Raw genomic sequence first — 20,278 nt, 5'->3', positions numbered from 1 at the left:
TCACTATAATTTGAAAGTGTAATATTTGTAGAAGCGACACTCTTGTCGCTTTTTCGGGCTGAGTGGATAAAGCGATAAGAGTGTCGCTTCTACGGTGCGGGCGAAATCGGGAACCTCTGATTTTGATGTGAATGCCCAATTTATCTTTGTCGCTTGCGCTCTGAAAGGCGCGGATTAGATCTCGATGCCTTATGACACTCACCACCACTCACCGCCGTATTATCATGTGGTTGGTCATGTTTTTGATGTTCATGCCGCCAGGGATGTGGGTGACGTCATTGCCCAATATTTTGGAAACCTACGAGGCGCGTTGGGTGTTGCCGTATGTATCGGCTTTAACACCGCTGATGGCGATTTTCTCGGCGCTGCTGTTTGGTGCGTTGTCGGATCGTAAAGTAAATGCGGAGAAGTTGCTCGGCGTGTTGGGCGTTGTGGGGGCATTCTTTCTTTGGCTGGGCTTTGCTTCTTTAGACAGGGGCTGGCATCCAGGCTGGTATCTCTTTTTTCAGGGCTGTAATGCGTTGATCTCAGGGCCAATGTTTGCGCTGATGACCAAGGTCAAACTGGTGAATCTATCGAATGCGGCTAAGAGTTTTCCGCTTTATTCGATGGGGGGCACGATCGGCTGGCTGTCGGGCGGCTGTATCGTGAGCTGGCTGGCATTGGATCAATCGGCGCATGCCGGGCAACTGGCTGCCTATGTCCGATTCGTAATGGGCTTTCTCTGCTTTTTGTTACCTGCGACCCCGCCGACCGATCACGAGAGCAAGGGGTGGAAAGCGACTTTGGGGCTGAATGCGTTTTCGCTACTGAAGGTGCGTGAGTTACGTGTGTTTTATATCGCATCGATGCTGTTCGCGATCCCTTGCATTTCCTTCTTCATGATCGTGCCGACGATGCTAAAGGACTTCGGTAGCCTGCATCCGACAGCTCAGATGACGCTCGGGCAGGCGGTTGAAATTGGAGCGATGTTTTTTCTTAGCTTCGTGGCGGGGCGCGCTCGTATTCGCTGGTTCGTGATCGTCGGTCTGGTGTTGGGGGTGACGCGTTTTGCACTGTTTGCCTTGGCCGGCGAGTTGGGTGTATTGGCAGTCATTTGGTTGGGCATCGCGCTGCATGGCCCCATTTATACCTTCATGATGGTGGCTGGTAGAATGTTTCTGGATAAACGCGTGCCAGGGACGATGCGCGGGCAGGCTCAAGCTTTGTTTCAATTGCTAGTGACCAGTGTCGCAGGCGTCACCGGCGCGTTCTTTTGTGAGGTGGTTTATCAGCATCAAGTGACGGATGAGCTCAGCAGTTGGACGGGCTTCTGGCTCGTCATGGTCGGCTTTGCGATGATTCCGTTGGTCTACTTCTTCGTTGGCGTGATCGGCCGTTCGGAAAAGCCCTAGAATGGGCAATCGTCGTCTGGTTTTAGGTCTTCGCGGATTTCGTTGATCAAGCTGTTGACGGTTTGGTGGATGCCTTGCACTTCTTCGAGCAGGGTAGATAACCACGCAGGCTCGGCTAGGTGTTCGCTTACGGCAGCTTCGAGGGCAGCCAGTGCATCTTTCAAATAAGTGCGGGCTTTCTTGAGTCGCACGAGGCAGTTTCCTGCAAAGAGTGGCACGGGTGGCCAGTCGTCGCTCTGTCCATTGAGGGCGCCAGCCAGTTTGGTCGAGGCAGACCAGATGCCATGCTGGAGCGCATTGAGCGGGTGCTCTTCTTGAGCGCCATCCGGTAGCCAGCCATTCGTCTCAATGGTTTCCTCCACACGTAGGTTCAATTCCTGGCAAAGTTCGAAGAGTGGATGGGGCGCGAGCACGCCCGGCTCGCCCTCTTTTGCCATGGCTTCTTCGAAGTCGGAATTTTGCGCCTCAATTCTCGCGTCTTCTTCGTCTTCCTCTTGTTCTTTGGTCTTTGGGTGAGTGAATTCGGGCTCGCCGCGTTCGCGTCGCAGGCGCTCGCGCTCTTCCTCTAAAATACGCTTATAGTCGTAGGCAGTTGCTTGCGGATTTTTCTTAAGGCGTTCGATGGCTCGTTGGTTAATCAGGTCGATCGTGGCTGCCTCGGCGTCTGCATCCGCTTCGATCTCACTTTGTGGTGCATCTTCGTCGATGTCGTCTTTGTCGATGGCCTCCGCAGCTTCGACGAGTTGATCCATAAAATTGAGCATAGCCCGGCCGTTGGCTTCGAGTTGAGCGCTTTCCTCGGTTTCGCTCATCTGCCAGCTGGCTTCAGGTTCGACGGTCAATTCATAATTGGTGGCCTCAATCACTACGCGGCCGTTGCGCACACTGTGCCACTCCAGGTAGAGGCAATTGCCCCAGTGGTAAGGCATCGGAATTTTATTGGTGTAGTAGTGTTCGAGTTCGTCGTCCTCGATTTCCAGAACCTTGACTCGACGAGCGGCTGTGATGTCGCCGACCACGCCAGTTTGCTCCAGTGCAATGTTGCTCAGATGCTCTGGGATCGGCTTTGGCGCAGGGTTGCGAAAGCGCAGGCGTTGTCCCGCAAGGTCGCGGTAAGGGTTGCCCGTGAGTTCGAGTTCGATCGGTTGGTCGAGCCCGTTCAGCCAGAGCTTACCGCTCACGCGGCCTTTTTCACGGTTATCAATTTCGCCGTGTTCGACGTAGTCTGCAATGCGCCATGCCATAGTGTTTAAAGTTTGTTGTTTAAGTGCTTAGTGGGTGCAAGCGTGTTTCTTTGCATTAAAACAGTTGCTCAAATGTTCATTATGTGCAACTTGTTTTGTTATGAGTGGCTCTGAATTACAGGCGCGGCTGAAGCAGGTCTTTGGCTATGACCATTTTCGTCCGTTGCAGCGTGAAATCATTGAAGCGTCGTTGAGCGGACGCGATGTCGTGACGATCTTGCCGACGGGTGGAGGTAAGAGTCTTTGCTATCAGTTACCGGCTTTGCTGCGCGAGGGGCTGACTGTGGTCGTATCGCCGTTGATCGCATTGATGAAGGATCAGGTGGATCAATTGCAGGCGGCGGGTGTGGCGGCGACGTTTTTAAACTCATCGCTGGCGCATTCAGAGGCGCGTGCCCGATTGGATGGCTTGGAGCAGGGAGCGTTTAAATTACTCTATCTGGCGCCCGAGCGACTGTTTCTGGAAGGCTTTATTGAGAAGCTGAAGGGCTGGCAGGTCGCGGCTTTGGCGATCGATGAGGCTCACTGCATCAGTGAGTGGGGGCACGACTTTCGACCAGAGTATCGGCGCTTGGCGAGCCTGCGTGAGTTGTTGCCCGGCATCCCAGTGATGGCGCTTACAGCGACCGCTACGGAGCGAGTGCGGGCGGACATTGCGACGCAACTGCGTCTGCAAGAACCAGAGGTGCACATCGCCAGTTTTAATCGTCCCAACCTGAGCTATCGGATCGAGGCTAAGGATCAGCCGCGTCGGCAGGTGCGCGACTATGTGCAGGCCAACGAAGGTGCCTCGGGGATTGTTTACTGCCAATCGCGTCGTGCCACGGAGGACTATGCCGCATTGCTTCAGGAGTGCGGGATCAAGGCACTGCCGTATCATGCGGGGCTGCCGCAGGAGGAACGCATTCGCAATCAGGAGGCGTTTATTCGCGATGATGTGCCTGTCATTTGCGCGACCGTGGCTTTCGGTATGGGTATCAATAAGCCCAATGTGCGCTACGTGCTGCATGCGGATCTACCGAAAAATATCGAGAGTTACTATCAGGAGACGGGCCGCGCCGGGCGCGATGGCCTGCCAGCCGAGTGTGTGCTGTTTTTTTCGGCGGGCGACGTGATGAAATATCGCCACTTCATCGAGCAGATGGAAGACGAGGCCGCTGCCCGCGTGGCGGATCAACAGTTGCGACAGATCGCGGACTTTGCCGAGTTTGCGGAATGTCGTAGAAGTGCACTGCTGCGCTACTTCGGCGAGACACTACCTGGTGACAATTGTGGGAGCTGTGATAATTGTCTGGATGAACGCGAAGAGGTGGATGTGACTGAGCCGTGCCAAAAATTGCTCAGCTGCGTGTATCGAATTAACCAGCGCGGCTATCCGATGGGACTGAATCACGCGGTGGATGTGCTGCGTGGCTCAAAAAATGCCAAAGTTCGCAGTAACGGGCACGACCAGCTGAGCACTTATGGGATCGGTGCAGATCAAGCCACTGCGTATTGGCAGGGGCTCGGGCGGCAGTTGATTCAACGCGACTATCTGGCGCTGTCCAATGATGGCTATAGCACAGTGGATTTAACGCCTGCTGCGCTGCAAGCGTTACGTGAGCGTCAGGAAATATACATGAAGCCACCACGCACGAAGGCAAAGCCTGAGCGGCGCGTGCGGTCGGGGGAAATTACCTGCGATGAAGGCTTGTTCGAGTTGCTCCGCGACCTGCGTAAGCGCATGGCGGATGCACGGGGCGTGCCGCCTTACGTTGTCTTCGGCGATGTTTCGTTGCGCTACATGTCGCGGCGTTATCCGCGTGATCCGGATGCGTTCTTAGCGATCCCAGGAGTGGGGCGCCAGAAACTGCGTGAATATGGCGAGCCCTTTATCGAGGTGATCGAAGAATGGATGCAGGAAAACGATCCGCGCGATTTTCCGAGTATGGCCGACGATGTATCGGTGGACGTGCCATCGCCGCGTAAAGCCAAGGATCCTGACGGGCTCAATGGCACGATTCGTGAGAGTTTGAGCTTATTGCAGGCTGGCAAAACCGTGGCCGAAATAGCGGAAGTGCGTAATTTGTCAGAGGGCACGATTGAGAGCCACCTCGCCCGTTGTTTGGAGGCAGGCGTCTTGAAGGATGTGAGTCGCTTAGTCGATGAGGGGGAGTTACCACGAATCCGTTCCGTCATCGAAGAGATCGGCCACGAAGCGGGCCTGAAACCGATCTTCGAAGCGCTCGACGAGCAAATCAGCTACGGCAAGATTCGCTTGGTGCTAGCGTCGATGGCGGCGGTTTGAGCCTGCGTAGCCTCGGTTCTCGGAACCGGGGATCGTGGGAGCTGCGTGGCCTCGGTTTTCGGAACCGGGGGGGGGGGGCGTGTGAGCTGAGTAGCCTCGGTTCTCGGAACCGGGGATCGTGTGAGCTGTGTCGCTATTGCTATGTGATAATGGCAGAATAATTTTACTCTGATGAATGTGTGTTGCTTGGGGAGGGACGGCCGCTGCGCTTGCCGCGTCTACGCTGCCGTTAGCAGAGCCCAAGCACTCAACCAAAGCACCAGCACACCGCAGGACGAGGCGGAGCTCGTCCCTCCCTAATGGGTTAAGCTAGAAATCACAGTTCTTGATACGCGGCAATATACGTAGCCTAGGTGAAATGCTCTGCGGCGGGTCTCCGTCTCAGTCCTGAGGGTTTAAAGCAGCTCAAGGTAATCGCTCAAACTAATCGCCTCTACATTGTCAGCCATCGGGTAACGCTCGCCTTCGGGTATGATGTAGAAGCCGCGATCCGCTTTTACAGTCTCTATGCTTTCTCGGAAAGCTCGTGTTAATTTAGGGGAAAGTGTGCGCTTGATTTCAATGGCGGTCCGGCTTCCGTCGCGTGCCTCCAACATGAGGTCGATTTCTGCTCCTGCTTGTGTGCGGTAGTGGCTCGCACCTGTTCCTTTGGGGAGCTTTTGTAGGATTTGTTCGATGCAGTAGCCTTCCCATGAGTGGCCGCAGAGCGGATGGCCGAGGAGAGACTCTAGGTCGGAAAGTCCCGCCAAGCTGTGTAAGAGCCCAGTGTCGCGCAGGTAAAGCTTGGGGGCTTTGACTAGACGCTTGCCAGCGTTTCGGCTCCATGCTGGAAGCCGGCGGATGAGGAAGAGACCTTCCAGTAAGTCCAGATAGTGGCGAATGGTCTTCGCGCTGATCCCAAGTGAGTTGGCGAGTTGGCTGATGTTGAGCGTCGCTCCTTGCTGATGTGCTAACATGCTGCATAGACGTCGGAGTTGAATCGGCGTCGAATTGATTCCCATTTGGGGGAGATAGCGTTCGGTATAGCTCAATATGAAGTCGTCGCACCATTGCATCGCGGTGGCGTCGTCTACACTTAAATAGCTATCGGGATAGCCGCCACGAAACCAGTGTGTCGCGCTTGCGTCATCCTGCTGAGGTAGCTCCAGTAAGTTGAGTGGTGTGAGTTCCAAATAGCTGATACGGCCAGCGAGGGTTTCAGAGCTTTGCTGTAGCAACTCAGGGGAGGCGGAACCTAGAATTAGAAAATGGCAGCATCGTTCTCCTTTTTGCCGCCGCTCATCTACTAAGCTGCGTAGGACGGGGAACAGTTCCGGAATTCGTTGGATTTCATCCAGTATGACGAGTTGATTTTCAAACCCTGAAAGGTAGAGCTCTGGATCTGAAAGTTTCGCGAGGTCTGATGGACGTTCTAGATCCAGATAGTGGCAGTGCTTTCCCAGTTGGAGCTGTTTGGCAAGTGTCGTTTTACCCACTTGTCGGGAACCTAGCAATGCAACCACGGGCACTGCTTCAAGCCGTGAGTGTAGTTGTTTAATTATCGTCCTCCTTATCACTAGCCTTGTAAATTGGGGAATGTATTCCTGATTTGCAAGGCTAAACTGTGAGTTTTGAAACCTAGAACAACGCCAATTGCTCGTCTTCGTGCTGCGTGTTTTCGCCGGACTTCTCCTTTTTCATGCGCTTGCGCAGGAGATTGTGCGAGGAGTCGTCGGCTTCGAGCCTTAGCCTCTTCAGCAATGAAGGAGCGGGCGTGTGCGATGTTGTCTCCTGGTTACGCTGGTATGGATACCGGCGAAGTGATTTTTTCGCAAAGCGCGTAGGCGCCCTGTCGCTAAGGCAGACAGCAACCTCGATCCAAACCTTAAAACACTCGACCGTTACTCTCAGGCGTGGCGAGGGGCTCTCAAACTATAAATTGACTCACTGAATTCTTCAATTTATAGCCCCGCACACAGCCGAATTTAGGACAATTGTAAACATAACGAAATGAAAACGGTTTTCAGCCTTAGTATTTGTATTGCAGAAAAAAATACGTAAGTCATGGAACTATACTTCCATGACTTACCAACTATCCAGAGATAAACCTGTGGAGAATTCGAATTTCCTATGAGTGCCCTACAAAAAATTACCGTAAGAATTCTAAGCTTCTTACTTATCCATGCTTGCTTGTTTGGTGAAAGAATAGAGATAGACCAATCAACGTATTCCCTTACCAATGATCTGAATTCGGGTGGGGTTTCGGGGCAAACTTTCATCACTGCCTCCGACGCAAAAATAGTAGGCATACGCTTATTTGTAAAGGCGAAGAAATGGTCTGGTAGCTATCCTTACGGTAGTGAGATGGTCGTTTCACTATATCGAGCTAGTGACGGAATCATCACTGGAAGCCCGATTGCTCAAGGCTCGATTGATCGCGATGGACTCATACTAGACACGGTGACTGAAGCAGATATTTACTTTGACCTGCCCTATGATCAAGCTGCTGGCGAATGCCTAGCATTCACTATCCTCGAAACGAGTGGTGGTGGATCGAACGGATACAATGAATATGGGATGAGCAATCAAGATCCCTACAGCTATGGCACTCAATTTTATAGCTACAGCAATCTGTCGGCTATCCCGCTCGGGGTTAACGACATGGCGTTCCAAACTTTAGTCAGTGAAGGATCCGATACACTGTCTTCGCCGGGATCGATACAGTATACTTCCCCTTCTGACGGAACCTCGTTCAACGAATCCGAGGTGTCGGCGTCTATTGAATGGACTAGCGAGCTCTCTGGAGTCTATGAAGTCTACTTATCAAGGGATGTTACAGATCCGACGGACATCGTCGCCACTCAATTGAATAATCAATGGACAATACCATCCGACCTTGACCACGGGACATGGTATTGGAAGGTATCACTGAAGAATCCTGGAGGGGTAACAACTGGCTCCGTGCGGTCCTTTACCGTTATAGAATCTCTTTCTGAGCCTGAAAGCTTCAACCTCTGGAACCCTGTCAATGAAACTGAACTCTTTATCTGGGAAGCGCCCGATAGCCTAAGCTGGTATGCGTCGGCCAACGCCGAAGAGTATGATATTTACCTGGAAAAGGAGAACTCAACGCCCTCTCAGCTCATAACTACGACTTCAAAGACTTGGGCTTATATTGACGAACTGGTTTCCCTAGACGCTGGCGTTTGGTATTGGCGGGTTGTCGCGCGAAATTCCTCAGGAGTAGCGAACAGCACTACTGCGCGTTTTATAATATTACCTGCGAGACAGGCGATGCTCGGTTATACGTGTTGGAATAGCAATTTTTATTCCTTCGAAGTGAATACCGGAGTTGCTACTAAAATGGATTCTCCGCCAGGGTATTGGGATTTGGATTTTGCACCAGATGGGACGCTCTACGGGGCCAGCCGAGACAGTGATCAATTAGTTCGTTTTGCTCACCCAATCACCGGCGAAACGGAATTGCTCGCCGATTTACCGGTGCAAGAAGGACAGATCGGTGGGATTTCAGTATCGCCCGATGGTAAAAGTATCTATTTGGGCTTGGGAACATCTGGAAATGACCTTTGGAGATATGATCTGGAAGCGAATGAGTTCACTAATCTAGGCAGCATTACTTCTTCGTTATTCATCGGAAATGCCTCCGGAATCGAAGTCGATGATAAGGGAGACCTCTATGTGGTTACGAACTCGTCGTCCTACAGAGGGTTTTCTCTGTATCGGGTCGATTGGGGCACTTTGATTGCCAGCAAATTAGGCCCGTCCTACTTAGGCTTAAGGGGCGTAAATCATGGATCTGGGCTATGCTACGCCGACGGTGCGTTTTACACATCAGCCAGCCCATCCTATGGCGGGGATAGACTCGTTTTGATTGAACCAGAAACAGGAATTGGAACCTTTGTTTCTCCCGAAATTACATACAATGGCGATGATATCATTCCTGGTTCAATCGCGATACGGCAATCCTTTCAGCGAAATCATCATGTCGCACTAAGCAAAAGCACTAATGAGCTGGATATTCGTTTGGATTCCTCCGTCAAAGGAAACATCTACCGGCTTCAAGAAAGTGACGAGCTTGCCAACTGGCACGACATGGAAGAGACTGATCAAACTGCCGATGGAGCCCCAATGTCATGGTTCATTAATTACATGCCTTCAAGTAGTTCCAGCTTCTACCGGATCAGAGCTCTACACGATGTGGAAGCGGATTGATTAAGAAATCGTTACGACTTCTAGGCAATGTTTACGGAATCCGAATTTATCGCTTTTCTTTCTTGTCGCATTCTCAAACAGATCGGCCTATAGACCGATCTGTCCTAGCGTAAAGCCAGTCACTATTACTGAAATTCCCTGTAGAGAGCGGGTTTACCCCGCGATTTTGGGAGTTGTATCTAGGCTAGGTCTTTTGCCTAAAACAACGCCAACTGTTCGTCTTCGTGGCTGGTATTCTCGCCGGACTTTTCCTTTTTCATGCGCTTGCGCAGGAGATTGTGGGAGGAGTCGTCGGCTTCGAGGCGTTCGAGTATCGTCTTGGCGCGGTCGATGACTGTGGTTGGTAGGCCCGCTAGGCGTGCGACTTGAATACCATAAGAACGGTCGGCGGCGCCTTTGATTACTTGGCGCACGAAGATGATTTCGTCGTTCCACTCTTTCACGGCTACTGAGTAGTTCTCTAAACGAGCCTGCGTTTTGGCGAGCTGGGTCAGTTCGTGATAGTGGGTGGCAAAGAGTGTGCGTGGTCCGTTGGCGTCTGCGGGGTGCAGGTGCTCGATCACTGCCCAAGCAATGGAGAGGCCGTCGTAGGTGCTGGTGCCGCGGCCGATTTCGTCGAGAATGACGAGGCTGCGCGGTGTGGCGTTGTTCAAAATGTTGGCGGTCTCGTTCATCTCGACCATGAAGGTCGAGTTGCCGCGGGCGAGTTCGTCACTAGCGCCGACGCGGGAGAAGATGCGATCGACGAGTCCCATGCGGCAGCTCTTCGCGGGCACCCATGCACCGGATTGTGCCATCAACACGATGAGTGCGATTTGGCGAATGTAAGTCGATTTACCAGCCATGTTGGGGCCGGTGATCAGTGCGATCTGTGGGGTGTCGGCATTGACTCCCGAGCTAGAGAGGCTGGTGTCGTTGGGCACGAAGGCATGTGTGCCCGCGAGTCCGAGGCGCTCTTCGCGCATCATTTGCTCGACGACGGGGTGGCGGCCTTGGTCGATGATGAGCTTGTCGGACTTGTCGAGCTTCGGCTGGCAGTAGTCCCACTCGCGGGCGAGTGCGCCCCAACCGACGAGCACGTCGATTTCGGCGAGTGCGGTGGCGGTCTCTTTGAGGGCGTCGGCATGTTCGAGGATGGCCTGAATCAAGCCGTTGAAGAGGGCTTCTTCGCGGGTGATGCTGGTTTCTTCGGCATGCAGGATCTCGCGCTCGCGCTCTTTCAACACTGTCGTGGTGTAGCGCTCGGCGTTTTTCATCGTCTGCTTGCGCACATAGTCGTCGGGGACGAGGGCGACGTTGGCCTTGGTGACTTCGATGAAGTAGCCGAAGGCGCCGTTGAAACGAATACGCAGGTTTTTGATGCCGGTGCGCTCTTGCTCGGACTGTTCGAACTCGGCGAGCCATTGTTGGCTGTCGCGAGTGAGGCTGCGGATACGGTCGAGCTCTTCGTCAAAGTGGTCGCGGATGGTGCCGCCGTCGTCGATCTTGCCTGGCAATTCGTCGGAGAGGCCGCGGTTGAGCAGATCCGAGAGTGGCTCAAAGTCGTGAATGCGCTCAGCGATGGTGGCGACAGGCGTGTCTGGGAATTCGAGCAGCGTGCCTGCAATCGCAGGGAGTGCGGCGAGTGTGTCGCGCACGCCACCGAGCTCGCGCGGGTTGCGCATCCGGTTTTGCAGGCGCCCTAGGATGCGCTCGATGTCGCGAATACCCTTGAGGTGTTTTTGCAACTCAGTTGAAAGTCCCGGTCCGGTGACAAACTCGCCCACGCAGTTTTGGCGGCGGTTGACTTCGTCGAGGTTGAGCTCGGGCGCGCAGAGCCAGCGTTCGAGTAGGCGTGCGCCAGGTGCGGTGACGGTGCCATCCATTGCGGAGAGCAGTGAGCCGTGGCGTGTGTTGGCAGCAGATTTAAAAATCTCTAGATTGCGCAGCGTTGCGGGGTCGAGCAGCAGTGTTTTCTCGGTGCTGTATTCGCTGAGCTTACGCAGGTTTTCTGGTTTAGCACAGAGTGTTTCGGTGGCGTAGTGCACCAGCGCACCAGCGGTGCCGAGCGCTGCGTGATTACGATCGATGCCGAAGCCTTCGAGGTTGAGCACGCCGAGGGTTTCCATCACGGACTGTGCGCCCGCGACTGCGTCGAAGTGGTAGTCGGGGATCTTGGTAACGGCGCGGCCGTCGCACAGATAGGTGAAGAGCTCGTTGAATTTCCCGGCGTCAGGATGGTTGCCCCAGTTCGATGAGGCATTTTCTGGCACGATGATTTCGCGTGGGTCGACGCCTTCGAAGGCGGCAAACAAATTTTCAGGGCGTGTCTCTGAAGCGACGACGAACTCGCCGGTGGTCAAATCAAGCCATGAGGCATGGAGTTTTTTCTTTTCAAGTGAGAGCGCCAACAGGAAATGATTACGCTGCGCGTCGATCTGCGTGTCGGCCAGTCGTGTGCCAGGCGTGATGATGCGGGTGAGCGCACGTTTAACGAGTTTGCCAGGTTGCGGTGTCTCAACTTGGTCGACGATGGCGACTTTTACGCCCTGATCGAGGAGCTTCTGAATGTAGGTCTCTGAGGCGTGAAAAGGGATGCCCGCCATCGGCATGCCGTGGCGGTGGGTCAGTGTGATGCCGAGGAGTTGCGCGCCGCGTTCGGCATCTTGTAGAAAAATCTCATAGAAATCCCCAAGGCGAAACATGAGTAATGTATCATCTGCAAGCTGGCCACGAATCTCGTGCCATTGCTGCATCATTGGGGTAATTTTCTTTGGTTTTTCGGCTGCCATAGGTGGGTCTCTGAGTTGAACCCACGAATGAACACGAATTCACACGAATCAAAAGCGTATTCTCAACTGAGGTCGGAATTTGTGATGATTTGTGTGACGTGCGTCGTATTTGTCGCTTTCTGACGTAGGGGCTTTGCTGTGCGAAGACCGCGCAAAGGCGAGAAGCACACGAAGTTTCGTGATGCCTCCTATGTCCGAAAGGGGCGTTTTGTAGCGGAATCCGCGAAGCGGTTTCGATCTGTGCGGTGGCTTGGGTTGTGCGGTCGAAATGGCATTCGCCAGTCCGCTACGAATGCAGGGGGAATGTCTGATGTAGCGGAGTCCGTGAAGCGGTTCCGACCTGTGCGCGGGCTTGGTCTGTGCGGCTTCAGGCATGCGCGGTATCTCTGAGTCTCATGTTTGAATCGCAATTCTTGAGTGGGCTTAGGTTCAGCATTTGGCGAATGGATTGACCACTTTGACGCCGCCATATTGTTGACCTGTGTTGAGATCCTCGGAGTAGAGTGTTTGACAACCTGCGATCTCTGCGGCTGCGAGGATCATGCTATCCCAGTGGCTAAGCATATAATTACCTTGCAGATGGCGTGCTTTGAGGAAGCAGTCGATAGTCAGCGAATGCACGGTTAGCTGGAGCCAGGCTTCGATCCAACGAACTTCATCCTTTAGGCTGAGGTTAAGCTTCTTTGGGTGCCGTGCATTCACGGTGAACTCATTGAGCACTTGAACTGAAATATGTAACTTAGGTTGGAGTAGGAGTTCGCGTGCAATTTGTGTTTTGCGTGGAGTGGGAGCTGCTCGGTCAGCCGCGTAGATCAATACATTGGTGTCAACGAATGCGCTCATCGTAAATCTCATCGCGTTTTAAGGGAGTCACAGGCTTGGCGTTATAGTCTGCTTGCGATTCGGCAAGTGTGTAGAGTGCCTCCAGTGCCTCTGTTCGGGGATTTTCGTGACTGTCGTTTGCGCTTGCCTGGTTGTTTAAAAAGTCGCGCACCATTGCGCTGACTGAGGTGCCTTGTTCGGCGGCGCGTATGCGAGCTTTCCGATAGGTCGCATCGTCCACTTTTAATGTGATGTTCTTCATACAGTTGCACAGTAACTGTGTAACTGTGCAGGTCAAGTTAGTTTAGAGAAATGCTCCGTGGCATGGCAGGGTGCCTGCGCTTTCGGGGATCTATCTCTTTGGCCGCCCAGTCGGCGCTTTGGCGCTTGGATCGTAGTCGGGATTGGGTGTCGGCAGGCTGGCGTCGATTGCTTTGAGGCGATCGTGCAGCAAGTTGATCATCTCTTGGGTTTTGTCGGGCATACTCTTGGAGAGATCCTTCGTTTCGCCTAGGTCGTCTTTCAAATTAAAGAGTTGGATGCTTTGGCTTTCCCAATCGTAGAGGACTTTGTAGTCGCCAAGGATGAGAGCGGATTGTGGTTTCTGCTTAGGACCTTGGCCGTAGTGTGGGTAGTGAAAGAGGTGGGAGCGTGCATTGAGTGTGCTTTGCTTGCCGGCGAGTAGGCTGGCGAGTGAGACGCCTTCGAGGTCAGTCGGAATGGTAGTGCCTGCCCACTCGCAGAAGGTCGGGTAGAGGTCGCAACCAGTAATGCTTTCCCGCGAAATCGAGCCTGCTGCGATGCCTGGGCCTTCGGCGAAAAAGGGAATGCGGATGCCGCCTTCGAGGAGGCTGCCTTTGCCAGCATTTAGCGGGCCGTCGGAGCCTCGGCGTGGGCCGCCGCCGGTTCCGCCGTTGTCGGACATGACAATGAGGTAGGTGTTGTCGGCGATACCGAGTGCTTCGATCTCGGCGCGGAGCTGACCAATGCTGTCGTCGATGTCGTAGGTCATGGCAGCGAGTCCGGCGGCGTCGTTTTTACCGCGAGAGGGCACCTCTTTAAACCGCTCTTTGCTGGATGCACGGGCTTCGACGGGTGAGTGCACAGCGTAGTGAGAGAGTTGTAGATAGAAGGGCGTGTCTGATTGACTCTGCTGCTCCATGAAATCGAAGGCGCGTTGATTGATTCCGAAGATGTCTTTGGGGTTTTCAGGGCTGCTGTCTGGCGGCTCGTTACCTGTCGATCCGTCGTGCACATCGTAGCCGTATGCTTCTGGGCCAGTGCGTCCGATGTGCCATTTGCCTAAATGTGCGGTGGCGTAGCCAGCGGATTTCAGTGACTTGGCGATCGTATCGAGATCGGTGGAGAGCGAGCTATCTTTTGAGCCGCCGGCCAGTTTCTGATAGTCTTGTGTGCGTCCACCACCTCCGGGCGTTGTCATTTGAACTTCGGCAGGTGTTTTACCGGTCAAGATGCCGGCGCGACTCGGGGAGCACATCGGCCCGGGCGCATAGGCGTTGGTGAAACGCATGCCGGCATCGGCAAGCTTTTCGAGCTGTGGTGTTTGGTAGATGCTACTCTTCGAGGAGGGCAGGTTCGGATCGATTTGCACTGAGGTGCCGGACCAGCCCATGTCGTCAATGAGCACGAAGACGATGTTCGGCTGTGCTGCATCTAAATAAGAAAACAGGGCGAGTAGGCAGCAAATGAGGGGTCGTTTCATGGTGTTGTTAACGCGTGGGAGTCTCGGAAGTTGCAAAATGTCCCTGTGTTAAGGCAATGCGACGCCGATTCGATAGAAGCAACGGTCGGCCGGCGCTGAGGAATCGACTAAATTATCGAGGCCACCGCTACCGAAAATATCGATTTGATCGGTGACGGTCTCCCACGATTCCTCACCCAAGTCAGTGGAGCGCCAGAGGGTATAGATGCGTTCTGCGGATGAGTCGAAGAACACTGTGAAAGTTGTTTCATCAACGACACCTTCGGCGGTGAAGCGTGAGTCCGGGTCGTTTGGATCGGTGTCGGCCATGTATTCGCACCAGTTGTCGCAGTTGTCTCCGTCTGGATCGGCGCTAGCCTCCGAGTCGGAATCGGTGGTGGTGCCGTCGCCTCCGAAGTGTTCGCTGCGCCAGGCATCACTGATCCCGTCGCCGACACTGTCCACGGGCGCTTGCACCGTGCGGACGAGGCGGACGTGGTTAAACACGCGTTGAACATCGCCTTGCGGGCCGTGACCGGAGCTCGGATAATCGGCCGCATCGCCAGTTTTAGGATCGCTGCGCTGACACCCCGCACCGTGGACGTCGATGATGGTGACGCCTTCGTCCATGGTTCCTGTTCCACGTCCGAAGCACACATACGATCCTGCAGACGCATCGTCGGTATAGGTCAGGTGTGTCGTGCCGGTCCAATACCACGGGTAATCGGCATCACCGGCCATGTTGGTGATTTGCGTGGCTGAAAAAACGGGATCGATCGCGGCGGACGCGGTTGTGCTGGGTGAACGTGTGTAGTCCAGCAGACTTTGAAGCTCCTTGGTATTGGGCAATCTCCAGTCGCTGTGCTCGGCCAACTCGGAGGCTTCGGCATAGCTCAGAGCGTCGCTCCAATCCATGCCGCTGCCGTCGTCGGCCTGCGCCCACATCAGTCCCGTGGCATGGTCTGTGACAGTGCCGTCACCGTTGTCGGCGAAGTTATTGGTGCCATAGGCGGGGTTTCCACGGCAATAATAGACGTAATAGAGTTTACCTGTTTGCGTGGGATAACCTTTGATGCGCCCGTCAATGAGATTGAGGCCGAACACCGCCTCCTGGTTGCCCATCACTTGATCGACATAGATTGTGGTGGTGGCGAATTGGCCATCAATGATCCGATCGCCTGCATCGAGGTCGCCGGGGCCAATTTCAAAATAATTCGTGTCAATAAAGGGATAGAGATCGGTCGCATCGGTTGCCGTGGGCGACGGATCCTTGCCGCGAAAATCCATGAGTGAATAGAGTTCCTTGATGGAGGGGAGTCTCCAGTCGGAGTAGCCACCGTAGGTGCTAGCGTTGATGGTGGCAGCATAGGCGACGGAATCGCTTTGGCTCAGCTTGTCATCGTAGTTGAGCAAGCCATCGTCGTTAATATCGTGCGAGCGTGTCCAGGTCAGTCCCGTGTTGTAATCATAAACGGTGAGACCGTCGGCGCTGATTTCGTATTTTGGTTGGTTGCCGCCATGGGTGGCATCCTGCCCGTAAAATTCATCACCGATGCCGGGCTCTGTGATCTCGGCACTGTCATTATAGAATCCATCCTGCCCAGTATCGACGATCGTGTAGGCCGTCGTGGGCAGTGCGAGCTCGGTGCTTTCAAATCCTGTAAAGTCGGGGGTGTAGCGCTCGAAGCGAAACATACTGCCACTGCTAGTGGTGTCCCAGACCAAGTCGCCTGCGGAGGTGACTTCGAAGGCATATTTTTCAGGGCCTTCGCAAATGAGCGTATTTCCATTTGGCAAGCGCTGCGCACCGGAAATATTGGCCCCATAAAAATCGGTTGGCACCGCATTCGTGTAGCTCCAAGTCGGTGCGAGTGGCAGGCCTGCGGTATAACTGCCATCGGCTGCGACTGGAGGGGTGATTTCATCGACAGAGGAGTAATCGCCATCGCTGCGTCCCTGGCCGTTGTTGAAAATCAGAATATTACCTGCGCCTGGCAAATGAGCTTCAATCCACTTCGCGTCGTGCTGCAGGAAGAGTTGCTGATCGTCTGCGTCGCCAGAGTCGTAGGCCGCAGGGTTGCCCCAGCGGTAAAGCAAATCGCCCGCCGAACCGGCAGCCTCTGCGGTGGTGGTGTTATGATCGATGATCCAGATTTCGCTGAAGTTGTGAACACTCAGAAGGATCTGATCGAGTTCCGCGTTGTAGTCGATGGAGTTGATGTGGTGCCAATCTGCGATGCCATTCAGAGTGTAGTTGAGGTCGATCTTCTCTGGATGGTCGGCCACGGTGCCGTAGTTGTCCGCAGATGCATCGTAATCCTGAACCAAGTGATCCCACGCGTGCCATTCCCAGACGATGGTGCCTCCAGTGCTGCCGATCGGTGCCACTTCAATAATCGAGTCAGGCCAGAGTTCGCCTTCGCTGATCAGGCTCGGGTCGCGCCCAGCCGCCACGGCCTCGACTTGCGTCTTCAGCTCCCATGCAATGATCAAAATATTACCGTTCGGCAGCACTTCGACATCGTGATGCTGACGATGAGTAGACGTGTCGTAGTCGTATTCCCAAATCAAATTGCCCTCCCAGTCGTATTGTTCCACTCGTCCGCCTGTGCCGCCGGTATCGAAGTCGGTGCTGCCAGTATTGGCCGTGCGCATCAGTGTGCCGTCTTCAAGTAGATAGACCGCGTTGCCGGGATTGTAGCTGCTGGTCCATGTGTTGACGATATTCTCGTCATTATCCATCAGATAGGTGCTCTTCGAATTGAGCGTGCTCAGGAGATTATAGCCCGACGATGGTGGGCCGTTGGGGTATGAGTCATCCTCGGCGGGTGCGTCGCCCACAGTAAACCCAGCGGTTTTAGTGAGTGTCGGTCCCGAGAAGATAACGGCCACATCTTTTGAGCCCTCAGTCTCATCGGCTGGAATGTCGAACACCGCTGTCACCGTATCAAAGCTTACCCGCGTGATCGATGTTCCGGAGATCGTGCCGATAGTGACGCTAGTAGGCGTTTGACCCACCGGTGGCGTCGGCGGCGTCGAGTCTGGCAGCGTAAAGGTCACGGTTAGGCCTGTTGTGCCAGGATCCGCTTGATCGGGGCTGACCTCCGTGACGATCGTCTGCGCGAAGAGGTTACCAGCTGCGAGAATGAGGATGAGAGCGAGTGCTTTTTTCATAGTTCCCGAAGGTGGCTAAAGAATCTTGTAAATGTGGTGTCGCCGAATGGGTTGTTTTACTGTCTGCGCTGGCTAGAGGGTGGACCTGTGGGGGCTTCGTCTGTGGTGATGAAGCCATCGCCGTTCTTGTCGAGATGGTCGAAGTGCTGCTCGGGGCCGCGGAATTCATCTTTGGCGACTTTGCCGTCATTATTTTTATCCTCACGTGACATAAAGCCTTTGTTTGAGCTGTCACCCCGCTTCGGTTGTTGCTTCGGTTCGTTGTTAGGGGACTGTCGGCGTGCGGATGCCTTTGGTTGCTCGACCTTTGGACTCTCTGTAGAAATTTCAACATTTCCTCCGCGCACACAGCGCACCATGTTCTCGATACGGATCACGTCGCCTTGAGGGCCGCGTCCTTCGGGGAAGCGCGAAGCGTCGCCGACTTTTGGATCGCTACGCTGTGAGCCTGCGCCGTGGACATCCAGTAGTGTTTTACTCTCAGATTTGGAGCGACGATCAGCCATCCAACCGAGTGAGCGGCCGAAGGCAAAGTAAACAGCGGTATCGGCACCGCGCGTGCTGATATGGGTGGTGCTCGTCCAGTATTGAGCGAAATCTTTTTTTCCGCCTTCATTCTGAATGACGGTCGCCTCAAAGATCGGGTCGATCGCCGCCGAGTCGGTGGTGTCGGGTGATCGGGTGTAGTCGATAATACTCTGAAGTTCCTTAGCGTTGGGCAGGCGCCAGTCCGAGTGACCTGCGAGTTCGAGGTCTTCGGCATATTCGAGCGCGGTTGGCCAATCCATACCTGTGGTGCTGTCGGCCTGCATCCAAGTGAGTCCCGTCGCACTATCGGTGATGGTGCCGTCGCCGTTGTCTTTGAATTGATTGACGCCGTAGTCGGGATTGTTGCGCACGTAGAGCACATAAAAGGTTTTCTCCCCTCGGCCGCGTGGGTCTTCAATGCCATAGCCTTTAATTCGTCCGTCGGCAAAGTTCACTCCAAACATGGTTTCGGCGCCGCGCATGGTGGTGCTGACATATTTCGTTGAGGTGGCAAATTGTGAATCGATGATGCGATCGCCATCTTCTTCTTTTCCGTAGGTGAACTTGAAGATGCTGTCATCAATGAACGGCTTGAGGTTGGAGGTGTCGCTACTCTGTGGGTCGGGGTCGGTGCCGTTGAGCTGGATCAGTGAATAGAGCTCTTTGATGGTTGGCAGACGCCAATCGGTGTGGCCACCGACTTTACACTTGGAAGCACCCTTGCTGGCTGCGGTGAAAGTCATCTTTTTGCCTGGGTCTTGCGTCCACATTAGGCCGGTTACCTTGTCCGAGACTGTTCCGTCGCCGTTGTCTTTGTAAGACGGTTGGGCTCCAGCATATTGTGCGTCTTGCCCATAGAATGGATCGCCTAGGGTAGGATAGCTGATTTCGTTGCGTTCGCCGTAAGCTCGGTTTTGCGCGGTATCAACAATGGGGTAAGTCAGGTTGTCTGCGGCATTTAAGGTCTGTAGTGCGCAGAGAAGGGTGCAGAGGGTTCGTAAGGTCATAAGCTTGTTAACGTCTTAATTCCGTGAAAGTTGCAGGAAAGTAGAAGCGTGCTTCCAGCCGCTTGCTTATGTTGCTACCCCCAAGAATTGTGACTTTTGATAATGGGGAAGGATCTGTGTTTGAGCAACCTCTCCTTGCGGCTCCATCGGGTTTGGGAGACGTTATGGAGCTTCGTGTGCCTGTGGCCTATCCGCGGTCTTCGCGAAGCAAAGCCCCTACGATGCACTGATTGTTCGTGCAATTCGTGGGCAGATTCATTCTGTAGTTCCTTTGTATGCCACCAGTTAAGCTCAATTCTCTTCGTTTCGAAAATCCTAAGGCACCCGCATTGGTCATCTTGCATGGCTTGTTGGGCGGCTCGCGCAATTGGACGACGATCGGTAAGGCGCTGAAAGATCGCTTTGATGTGCACATCTTGGATCTGCGTAATCATGGCGGTTCGCCACACACAAATAATATGCGCTGGTCGGAGCTGACGTCTGACCTGTCCGCTTATTTGCGAGCCAATGATTTGATGGATGTGGTGCTGATGGGACATAGCCTCGGCGGCAAGATCGCGATGAAGTTTGCCTGTGATCACCCAGCGGTGGTGAAGAAGTTGGTCATCGTAGATATCGCTGCGAAGTCGTATCCTCCGTATCACGACAATGAATTTCGTGCGATGAAGCGTGTGCCTGCCGGTGCATTCACGAATCGCCGTGAAGCCGAAGAGGTGCTCAAGCAAAACATTCCGGACTGGGGGCTACGCCAGTTTATCATGACCAACCTCGTGCGCGGTGAGTTTGGCCTCGAGTGGCAGTGTAATCTTGAAGTGCTGCACAGTAGTTTGCCAATCATCCGCCAGAACTCGCTCAGTGGGCTGGATAATTTCAATAAGCCGACACTCCTGATCGCAGGTGGAAAGTCTGACTTTATCAAAGACGGCGACGTCAAAGAAATGAAGCAGTGGCTACCTCAAGTGAAGCTCGTGACACTACCGAAGGCAGGGCACAACGTGCACGTCGACGACCGTCAGGGCTTTATTGAAGCGCTGAAGAAGTGGGCGTAGGAGCGTTGTTCGTTGATTGTTGTTCGTTGAATGTTGCGCGTTGCGCGTTGTTGGTTACAGCTACCAACCACTAACTTTTAACGAACAA

At 54.0% G+C, this 20,278-nt stretch carries 12 protein-coding genes; 4 read left to right on the top strand and 8 right to left on the bottom strand.

The window, feature by feature from the left end; all coding sequences use genetic code 11:
* Positions 1–191: 191 nt before the first annotated feature.
* A complete protein-coding gene (locus tag GZZ87_RS04535) occupies positions 192–1,394 on the top strand; it encodes an MFS transporter (protein ID WP_162026219.1) in 1,203 nt (400 codons plus the stop codon).
* Here the strand turns inward: GZZ87_RS04535 and GZZ87_RS04530 are convergent.
* Entirely contained in the window at positions 1,391–2,638 is a 1,248-nt protein-coding gene (locus GZZ87_RS04530; RefSeq protein ID WP_162026220.1) for a hypothetical protein, read from the bottom strand. The two genes, GZZ87_RS04535 and GZZ87_RS04530, sit on opposite strands and share 4 nt — an antisense overlap.
* Before the next feature lie 100 nt (positions 2,639–2,738).
* Between GZZ87_RS04530 and recQ the strand changes: the two genes are divergently transcribed.
* On the top strand, positions 2,739–4,925 hold the full coding sequence (gene recQ, locus GZZ87_RS04525) for a DNA helicase RecQ (protein ID WP_162026221.1): 2,187 nt from the start codon (positions 2,739–2,741) through the stop codon (positions 4,923–4,925).
* A 395-nt stretch (positions 4,926–5,320) separates the two neighbouring features.
* On the opposite strand, the gene GZZ87_RS04520 is transcribed toward recQ, so the two are convergent.
* A complete protein-coding gene (locus tag GZZ87_RS04520; protein WP_244652037.1) occupies positions 5,321–6,427 on the bottom strand; it encodes an ATP-binding protein in 1,107 nt (368 codons plus the stop codon).
* Positions 6,428–7,034: 607 nt separating this feature from the next.
* Between GZZ87_RS04520 and GZZ87_RS04515 the strand changes: the two genes are divergently transcribed.
* A complete protein-coding gene (locus GZZ87_RS04515; protein ID WP_162026223.1) occupies positions 7,035–9,137 on the top strand; it encodes a hypothetical protein in 2,103 nt (700 codons plus the stop codon).
* Positions 9,138–9,334: 197 nt separating this feature from the next.
* Here GZZ87_RS04515 and mutS read toward each other — a convergent pair whose 3' ends face one another.
* The 6 genes from mutS to GZZ87_RS04485 form a co-directional block, all read right to left on the bottom strand.
* Positions 9,335–11,908, bottom strand: coding sequence for a DNA mismatch repair protein MutS (gene mutS / locus GZZ87_RS04510; RefSeq protein WP_162026224.1), 2,574 nt, complete (start codon positions 11,906–11,908; stop codon positions 9,335–9,337).
* A 429-nt stretch (positions 11,909–12,337) separates the two neighbouring features.
* Complete coding sequence (locus tag GZZ87_RS04505) at positions 12,338–12,751, bottom strand: PIN domain-containing protein (protein WP_162026225.1); 414 nt, start codon at positions 12,749–12,751, stop codon at positions 12,338–12,340.
* On the bottom strand, positions 12,735–12,992 hold the full coding sequence (locus GZZ87_RS04500) for a DUF6364 family protein (protein WP_162026226.1): 258 nt from the start codon (positions 12,990–12,992) through the stop codon (positions 12,735–12,737). Before GZZ87_RS04500 ends, GZZ87_RS04505 begins: the two co-directional genes overlap by 17 nt.
* Positions 12,993–13,082: 90 nt before the next feature.
* Complete coding sequence (locus GZZ87_RS04495; protein ID WP_162026227.1) at positions 13,083–14,453, bottom strand: sulfatase; 1,371 nt, start codon at positions 14,451–14,453, stop codon at positions 13,083–13,085.
* Between the two features lie 48 nt (positions 14,454–14,501).
* Positions 14,502–17,606: a DUF1566 domain-containing protein gene (locus GZZ87_RS04490; protein WP_162026228.1), complete on the bottom strand. Its 3,105-nt coding sequence runs from the start codon at positions 17,604–17,606 to the stop codon at positions 14,502–14,504.
* Positions 17,607–17,662: 56 nt separating this feature from the next.
* Positions 17,663–19,141 carry a DUF1566 domain-containing protein gene (locus tag GZZ87_RS04485; protein ID WP_162026229.1) on the bottom strand — a complete coding sequence of 493 codons (1,479 nt, stop codon included), beginning with the start codon at positions 19,139–19,141 and terminating at the stop codon, positions 17,663–17,665.
* 275 nt (positions 19,142–19,416) lie between these two features.
* Between GZZ87_RS04485 and GZZ87_RS04480 the strand changes: the two genes are divergently transcribed.
* On the top strand, positions 19,417–20,190 hold the full coding sequence (locus GZZ87_RS04480) for an alpha/beta fold hydrolase (protein ID WP_162026230.1): 774 nt from the start codon (positions 19,417–19,419) through the stop codon (positions 20,188–20,190).
* Positions 20,191–20,278 lie beyond the last annotated feature (88 nt).

Origin of the sequence: Lentimonas sp. CC4 (assembly GCF_902728235.1) — a bacterium.
In the GTDB taxonomy this organism is placed as follows: domain Bacteria; phylum Verrucomicrobiota; class Verrucomicrobiia; order Opitutales; family Coraliomargaritaceae; genus Lentimonas.
This window is presented reverse-complemented; position numbering and strand designations above follow the sequence as displayed.

Coding starts and splice junctions, on each gene's coding strand:
- GZZ87_RS04490 (WP_162026228.1), bottom strand. CDS start 17,606: ATGAAAAAAGCACTCGCTCTCATCCTCATTCTCGCAGCTGGTAACCTC.
- GZZ87_RS04500 (WP_162026226.1), bottom strand. CDS start 12,992: ATGAAGAACATCACATTAAAAGTGGACGATGCGACCTATCGGAAAGCT.
- GZZ87_RS04535 (WP_162026219.1), top strand. CDS start 192: ATGACACTCACCACCACTCACCGCCGTATTATCATGTGGTTGGTCATG.
- GZZ87_RS04495 (WP_162026227.1), bottom strand. CDS start 14,453: ATGAAACGACCCCTCATTTGCTGCCTACTCGCCCTGTTTTCTTATTTA.
- GZZ87_RS04485 (WP_162026229.1), bottom strand. CDS start 19,141: ATGACCTTACGAACCCTCTGCACCCTTCTCTGCGCACTACAGACCTTA.
- GZZ87_RS04480 (WP_162026230.1), top strand. CDS start 19,417: ATGCCACCAGTTAAGCTCAATTCTCTTCGTTTCGAAAATCCTAAGGCA.
- GZZ87_RS04530 (WP_162026220.1), bottom strand. CDS start 2,638: ATGGCATGGCGCATTGCAGACTACGTCGAACACGGCGAAATTGATAAC.
- GZZ87_RS04505 (WP_162026225.1), bottom strand. CDS start 12,751: ATGAGCGCATTCGTTGACACCAATGTATTGATCTACGCGGCTGACCGA.
- mutS (WP_162026224.1), bottom strand. CDS start 11,908: ATGGCAGCCGAAAAACCAAAGAAAATTACCCCAATGATGCAGCAATGG.
- GZZ87_RS04515 (WP_162026223.1), top strand. CDS start 7,035: ATGAGTGCCCTACAAAAAATTACCGTAAGAATTCTAAGCTTCTTACTT.
- recQ (WP_162026221.1), top strand. CDS start 2,739: ATGAGTGGCTCTGAATTACAGGCGCGGCTGAAGCAGGTCTTTGGCTAT.